Source organism: Phenylobacterium sp. (genome assembly GCF_037968635.1).
Classification (GTDB): domain Bacteria; phylum Pseudomonadota; class Alphaproteobacteria; order Caulobacterales; family Caulobacteraceae; genus Phenylobacterium.
The window spans coordinates 21,147-28,735 of the sequence record NZ_JBBKVV010000067.1; the positions used below are offsets into that span (position 1 = coordinate 21,147).

The following is a 7,589-nucleotide window of genomic DNA, read 5'->3' on the forward strand; positions in this document are numbered from 1 at the left end:
TGAGGTCTCGCGATGCCACGGCGGATCAGGGGGGCGCGGCCGTAGAATGTGCGGGGCGCGGCGGTCTGCGGAGCCAGCGCCGCACCTTCGCCGTATGCCGCTCAAACAGCAGATACATCACGTAGCAAAAAGCGAGCAAGCCGACCACCAAACCCCCTGCCGTCAGCAACGAAGTGACGTCAATACGGGAGGAGCGCTGAAGTCCTAAGCCTGCAGCGAGGAAGAGCACAGGGTAGTGAAAGAGGTAGAGGCTATACGAGAAATCGGCCAGCCGATTGCCCACCCCGTCTAACCCCTTAAGCGCGACAGGCGCCGCGCTCAAATTCCTGATTAGGAGCCCGACACCAATGGCGAGGATGATTGCCGCGACGCTGGAACTATTATCAAGATGCAAGACCGCAGCCGCCTTCGCGATGTCGCTGAGTTGCGCAATCGCAATGCTTATTACAATTATAAAACAGGCAGTTACGGTTTCCGACATGGAAAGAGTTTTTGCACGAAGATAATAGGCGAAGGCGCCTAACACCCAGCAAAGAAGATAGACCGGCTCGAGTGTAACCAGAACTATGAGAGACAGCGTCAGGAGGCTGGCGGCAATCGCCTTTATTGTTCCCCTGGCGGTAGGCAAGGCCATCGCTGCCCCACAAAGAACGTAGAACCACCCCTCATAGGACAACGACCAAAGCGGTCCATTTGCTGCGAGCGGCGTAACAGCCACTCCTTGCAGCAGCAGCAAATTGCCTGCGATGACAGCTATGCTTGGGGTCTCGCTAACCACGGCCATGGTGGCGACCGTGAACATGACGGCGGGGATCAGGGGCACAAATATTCGGCTAACGCGATCGAGGCTATAGTCCAACCACCGAAACTCCCCCCGGGCAGCGCGCTCAGCAGCACGGCCGCCGACAAGAAATCCACTGAGGACAAAGAAGACCAGGACGGCCTCGTGACCTAGTCGTGTGACAAGAAATGCGACCTGGGTGACCAGCCCTTGGCTATCCGGCGTAAGCGAACCGTACTCGACGAACACGCGCGCGCGAACGTGAGCCACAACCACAAGAAGGGCTGCGGCGAAACGAAGCCAATCTAGCCAAGGCATCAGGCTGGGCGCCATACCGCTCTTGGCTTGCGTTCCTTTCGTATCGGCTTGATCAATTGTGACCCGCAATCTCTGCCTCCACTCGGGTTCGCATAAAGCTTCCAGCCAAGGCCGGCTTCTCCACGTATTTCCATGAAAGACCCGCAAGCGCGAAGGTGACCGCAACCACTACCAGCACCGTGGGAACTCCGCCGAGCCCGAGTTCGACGGCCGCGTTCACGACGAGCATATGGAAGAGGTAGACGCCGTAGGAGAAATCTTGCCCCCTTAGCAGGCGGTCGGAGATTGGAGGGATTGCGACGGCTACGGCTAAAACCGCCATAGAAAGAAGCCCTTGCCCCAACAGCTCTGCTACCAGTTCGGGCAAAAAGGGCCGAAGCCCAAAGGCGTAGATTAAATATATCGCCGGAAACAAAGGCGGCCACCACCTTACAATGGCCGCCAGGGTACCGAAGTAGACAAACGCCAGAACACCGAGAGCAAAGAGCCAGAGATGAGGAAGGAGTGTAATCTTTACAAGCCGTGCCGGCAGGCTACCCGCTTCAATTACTACGAATGCGTATGCCACGAAGGAAAACGCCATCGCGACCAAAACCATAGCGATGAAGGTCAATCGGGGCTGCTTGCTCCAAGATGAGAGCAAGACCGCCGCAGGCAATACCAGGTAGAATGAAATTTCGACCGGAATCGTCCAAAGGCTCCCATTCACAACTCCTACGCCGAAGTCCCTAAAGGACGCGGGATTGTAAACTTGAAAAACGGTAAGTTGAGAACCTAGCCACAACCAAAATTTTGGCGAAGAAAGCTGATCGCTCAGCTGGCCGAATGCCCCGAGAAGGACAAGCGCGAGTCCGCCCGCTACCCAAAGGGCTGGCAAGACACGCCGGGCCCTGCGCTCAAAGTATTTTACGACATTGCCTCGCCCAGCGAGGCTGGAGGTAACTAACAGTCCACTTATGAAGAAGAATATTGGAACGCCGCGGAACTGCTGCAGAGCATAGTCGCCCCATGCGGGCAATGTCGCATGCAGATGATGCGTCGCATGATAGACGACGACTTCAACGGCTGCGAACAGTCGAATTAGGTCAAAATTGTTATCTTTCGGCAGTCGATCACCGAGCCAATAGCGCTCCATGATCAGCGCCCCTTAGTTGGCCATGCCGGGGAGAGAGACGGTCGCACCGCGGGCGCTGGCCGCCTCCGCGACGCCGCCTCGAATGCATCGATGGGACCGAGGATCACTAATCCAGCCGCTCCCGCTAGGACGCAATACGCAAGAAGCATATCAAGCCCCCCGCCCCGAGCAGCAAGAAGTGTATACTGAAGATAAGAAAGTAGCATGGCCCCTCCCAAGACGCCATGGCGGAGAAAGGCATGCAACTTTGCGAATAGTATATCCAATATCAAATATACAGCAACCGCAGCTAGCGGGGCGAAATAGCCGAAATTCCAAGCTGCTTCACCGACAAGCGTGATGCCATAGGAGCCGCCGATCTGCCTAAAGCCTTGATCATAGAATCTCGTATAACTTTCAATGATCGAAGTCGGCTTGAATCCAAAGACCTCCTCTGGGATTCCAAAGAATAATACTTTTGCAAACGACTCTCCATTTAGCCGGACGTCCGCGTATTGGAGTGCAATATTCACTGCGTTGTGAAGATGGAAAAATACATATCCGACTTCAAAATTCAGCGAAAGCATACCAACAGCGTTCGGGCGGCCTAGATACTCCGGAACCAGCATAAGAGCTGTAAGGATATCGTCGACGTGATAGCCAGCGTATCCACGCATAATCGACATCGCTACGACAAGCCAGAACGTGATGAGCATCCCCAACCCGCCCCCAACCATTACCTGGACTCGCGACAGGCGCGCGCTCCGTCCAACAGAGGGGAAAACTGCATAGGCGAGGCCTAGCGAGGCGAGAAGGAAGATCGCATGCCGTTTATCGCCCGCAGATATAGCTGCAAGCAGACCCAATAGCACCAGAGATATTACCCACTTGGCGGGGTTATCGGACCTAAATACTAGTACTAAGATCCCACAAGCGACGATGGTACGGACCGGCGGCAGAAGTGCGTGCTCAAACGGGAAAGTTGCCACTAAGATGCAGAATAGATAAGCGATCGCTATTGGACTGTCGGCGCCAGACCTAAGGCCTGAGGGGATATCATTTTGCTGTGGCCGGAAGCACGCGACGAAATAGATTCCCAACAGCGCCGCCGAAACAACAGAGAACGTCTCTCTTATGTATTCCCATGAATTATAAAGATAGTACGTTCTACGCACGAGAACATAAGCAAACTCATAAGTAAGCGCGCCGAGAGACAGTGAGGCTCCGACGTATAGAATGGAGATCATTGATGGTTTAAGGAAGTCCTTTGCTCTCCATTTTACAGAGATTCCATAAGGCACCACCAAGGCTGCCATCAATAATGCATAGAATATACCAAGCCAAGTCCGAACGAATTCGGTCGGACTTGACAGGGCAATCAATATTATCGCGACGACAATGATAGCGCTGAACAGAAAGGTTCTGCCTAGAAAATGCGCGACATGTTCCGCGGGGATTTCCTTGGTTACAAGGTGCCTAAGGTTTCGTTGATTACCCACAGCGGCCGCCCAATTCTTCTCGCCTGAGTCCGTGATTTTCAGCTGAGCCAACTCCTGGCCCGCCATTGAGACGCCCGAGTTCGGTTCCAGCGCGGCGCCCAATTGGCCTCGACACTATCAACTGCCAAATCGGCGTAGAAAGCACGTCCGTAGGGATATCAGAGATTTGCATGGTGATTATTCAGATCTGCAGTCTTATGAAGAATATGGATCTCTTCGGGTAGCACGAAAGAATAGAACCGCCTTCCAATTGTCCGCGTCTAAGGCATTAACAATTCTCTCGTAGGCAAATCCGACGGCGTAGGTCGGCGCGGTCAACCTCAAATACTCAGGTCGCCCTTCCACAGTCCAAATTTTTTCAATATGGAGGCCCGCGCCGGGCGCCAAACGCTGAACCGTTTTCCGACTGTTCAGACGGTATAGCGTGGGGAACGTATCCACCTCCTCACGGCCGCGCCATTTGTTGTAGAGCTTGTGAAACCAAATTGGCGTCAGGGTCGCGATCAGCGGCATGTAGTGAAATTTGTTGGGTGTTTTGGCGAGAAACTCGCCGCCAGGCTTCAGAACGCGGAAGACTTCTTTCAGGAGCGCTTCGGGTTCGGAAACATGTTCCAGCACGCTGCAGGAAATCAGAAGATCCACAGACTGGTCGGGCACCCCGGTAAATTCGGTGGGGGTGGTCACGAAGGCCCGATCCAGGTTTGCATTTTCCTTGACCACCGGATCGATATCGGCCCCCCACAGGGTTACGCCCAATCCTGAGAAGTTGAGCTCCGGCAGGGCTCCCCGGCCGGCGCCAAGATCGAGCACGGTCATGCCGGGCTTCAGCAGGGAGAGCACTTCCTGGCGGTATTGCACGATATCCCAGCGGTCCCCGTGATCGGGGTACCACCGGCGATCCAACTGTTCCCGCCAGCCCATGTCAGACCCCCCGCCCATTGGGCCGTGAGATCAGCCCGATGGAGTCCACCACCACCTTGTTCAGGAACTGGTTGGGGTCCAGGCGCTTGAACTGGCGGTGGCCCACCAGGAAGACGACGATGTCGCTCTCCCTCTGGGCGCGGCCCGGGTCCACCAGGTGGACATTGGACAGGTCGCGCAGGGAGGCCGGCAGCTCCGACAGGGTTGGGTCGCAGACCAGGACCGACAGGCCATCGGTCTTGGCCAGGGCCTCGACGATCTCCAGGGCGGGGCTTTCCCGCAGGTCGTCCACATCGGGCTTGTAGGTGACGCCGTAGCAGGCCACGACCGCGTTCTTGAACCGGTCGGCCAGCAGGGTCACCCGATCAACGATGCGGTGCGGCTTGTCGTCATTGACGATGCGCGCCATGCGGATCAGCCGCGCCTCGTCCGGCGCGGAGTTGACGATGAACCAGGGGTCAACGGCAATGCAGTGTCCGCCGACGCCGGCGCCCGGCTCCAGGATCGACACCCGGGGGTGCTTGTTGGCCAGTTCGCGCACCTGCCAGACATCCACCTCCAGCTTGTCGCAGATCATCGAGAGCTCGTTGGCAAACGCGATGTTCACGTCGCGGAAGGCGTTCTCGCTAAGCTTCACCAGCTCGGCCGCCCGGCTGTCGGTGACGTAGCAGGTGCCCGTGACGAACTCCTGATAGAGGTCCAGGGCCTTCTGGGCGCAGGCCTCGGTCAGGCCCCCGATGATGCGGTCGTTCTGGACCAGCTCGCGGACCATCTGGCCTGGCAGGATGCGTTCGGGGCAGTGGCAGACGGCGACGTCGGCCTCAACCATGTCGTCCTTATAGTGGGGGAAGGTGAGGTCGGGACGCGCCTGGCGCAGAACCTCGGCCACCATCTCGGTGCTGCCCACCGGCGAGGTGGACTCCAGGATCACCACCGAGCCGATTTTCAGGGTCGGGGCGATGGCCGCCGCGGCCTTCTCCACATAGCTCATGTCCGGCGCGCCGCCCGGTCGAACCGGGGTGGGCACGGCGATGATGTAGTAGTCCGAGGTCTCCGGCGCGTTGGCCGCGCTCAGCTTGCCCGTCTGGACAGCCGCGCTCAGCAGCATTTGGAGATCGGGTTCCTGGAAGTGAGCCTGGCCGGCGTTGACCGCGGCCACCACCGTCTCATTGACGTCAAAGCCCAAGACGTCGTGGCCGCGGCTGGCCAGCATGGCCGCCGTGGGAAGCCCGATATATCCAAGTCCGACAACACAGATCTTCATGCAGCCCTCATAGTACGTGCGTAGGTTTCGATGATGTCGGCGATCTTCTCGGCGGCGGTTCCGTCACCGTAGGGGAAGACCGCGCGCGCGCGACTGGCGTAGTAGTCTCGATCGTCCAGCAGGCGGAAGACTTCGCGGCAGATCAGGTCCGGGTCCGTGCCAACCAGGGACACCACCCCGGTGCTCAGGGCCTCTGGACGTTCGGTCACCTCCCGCATCACCAGGACAGGCTTGCCCAGGGCCGGGCCCTCCTCCTGGATGCCGCCGGAATCGGTGAGGATGACGTCGGCCCGCTTCATCAGCGCGACCATGCGGCTGTAGTCGACGGGAGCGATCAGGTGAACGTTCGAGCGGCCGGACAGGCGCTTCATGACCACGTCCTTCACCTGGGGGTTCAGGTGAACCGGATAGATGACCTCCACGTCCTCACGCCCGGCGATGCGGGCGATGCCGTCGCAGATCCGGTCAAAGCCGTCCCCGAAGCTCTCCCGTCGGTGGCCGGTCACCAGCACCAACCTCTTGTCAGGGGCGGGCACGACGTCCAGCGTCTGCAACACCGCCTCATCGACGATGCCGGCCATGTAGAGCAGGGCGTCGATACCGGTGTTGCCTGTCACAGCGATGGTCCGCTCGCGCGGAGATTCCCGTCGCAGGTTCTCCGCCGAGGTGGGGGTGGGAGCGAAACAGAAGTCCGCCACGGCATCGACGGAGACACGGTTATACTCCTCCGGCCAGGGGCGGTTGATGTCATGCGAACGCAGCCCCGCCTCCACATGGCCCACGGGGATGCGCGCGTAGAAGGCCGCCAGCGCTGCGGCCATGGCGGTGGTGGTGTCGCCGTGCACCAGCACCAGGTCCGGCCGATGCTCGGCGAAGACCTCCGCCATCCGCCCCAGAACCCGGACCGTGATATCCGTGAGCGTCTGCCCGGGCGACATCAGTTCAAGATCGATGTCGGGGCGCTCATCGAAGGCTGCGAACACCTGATCGAGCATTTCACGATGTTGCCCGGTGACCGCCACCAAGATTTCAAGGCTGGCACGCGCTCGCAAGGCCTTGACGACCGGCAACATCTTGATCGCTTCGGGACGCGTTCCAAAAACCAATAGTATTCGCGCGCTCATAGTTTCCTCATATTGACGGCACGAGTTTGCACCCTGCAATTCTCACGCCTCAGCGCGCAGACCAGAACGGGCCAACCCCTGAGGTAGGCGGGGCGACACCCCTTGAAACTTCGGCAACTTCCAAGCGCATTCCCAGCATCCGGTCGCACGTCTCATTCCGTCGCCAATGCGAATGGGTCAAGTAAGTAATCTAGGTCTGGGAAACTTCCTTTCCGGTAGTCGCACAGACAATATCGACACCCGCATACAATATAGGCCAACTCAATCCGCCTTCCCAACGTCTACTCGACCGTGACGGACTTGGCGAGGTTGCGAGGCTGATCGACGTCGGCGCCCTTCTGCACGGCCACGTGATAGGCCAGCAGCTGAATGGGGGCGGAGAACACCAGGGGCGCCACCAGGGGATCGCAGGTGGGGACGATGATCACCTTCACCCCCTCCGGCGCGTTCTGGGCGCCCTGGGCGTCGGTGAACAGGATGATCGGTCCGCCGCGGGCCATCACCTCGCTCATGTTGGACATGGTCTTTTCGTAGAGCGCGTCGCTGGGCGCGATCACGATCACCGGGG

The 7,589-nt window shown here is 58.7% G+C and carries 6 protein-coding genes and 1 pseudogene; all 7 read right to left on the reverse strand.

Features of this window, described 5'->3' with window-relative positions; all coding sequences use genetic code 11:
* Positions 1 to 25: 25 nt before the first annotated feature.
* Complete coding sequence (locus tag AAC997_RS07945) at positions 26 to 1,168, reverse strand: acyltransferase (RefSeq protein WP_340645158.1); 1,143 nt, start codon at positions 1,166 to 1,168, stop codon at positions 26 to 28.
* Positions 1,152 to 2,234, reverse strand: a complete 1,083-nt coding sequence (locus AAC997_RS07950) for an acyltransferase (protein ID WP_340645159.1) — start codon at positions 2,232 to 2,234, stop codon at positions 1,152 to 1,154. Before AAC997_RS07950 ends, AAC997_RS07945 begins: the two co-directional genes overlap by 17 nt.
* A 2-nt stretch (positions 2,235 to 2,236) precedes the next feature.
* Positions 2,237 to 3,763, reverse strand: coding sequence for a hypothetical protein (locus AAC997_RS07955; protein ID WP_340645160.1), 1,527 nt, complete (start codon positions 3,761 to 3,763; stop codon positions 2,237 to 2,239).
* A 144-nt stretch (positions 3,764 to 3,907) separates the two neighbouring features.
* Positions 3,908 to 4,633, reverse strand: a complete 726-nt coding sequence (locus tag AAC997_RS07960) for a methyltransferase domain-containing protein (protein ID WP_340645161.1) — start codon at positions 4,631 to 4,633, stop codon at positions 3,908 to 3,910.
* Position 4,634: 1 nt separating this feature from the next.
* Positions 4,635 to 5,897, reverse strand: coding sequence for a UDP-N-acetyl-D-mannosamine dehydrogenase (gene wecC / locus AAC997_RS07965; protein WP_340645162.1), 1,263 nt, complete (start codon positions 5,895 to 5,897; stop codon positions 4,635 to 4,637).
* Entirely contained in the window at positions 5,894 to 7,021 is a 1,128-nt protein-coding gene (gene wecB / locus AAC997_RS07970; protein WP_340645163.1) for a UDP-N-acetylglucosamine 2-epimerase (non-hydrolyzing), read from the reverse strand. The genes wecC and wecB overlap by 4 nt, the downstream gene beginning before the upstream one ends.
* A gap of 281 nt (positions 7,022 to 7,302) precedes the next feature.
* Positions 7,303 to 7,589, reverse strand: a pseudogene (locus AAC997_RS07975) (glutamine--fructose-6-phosphate aminotransferase); the annotation flags it as partial.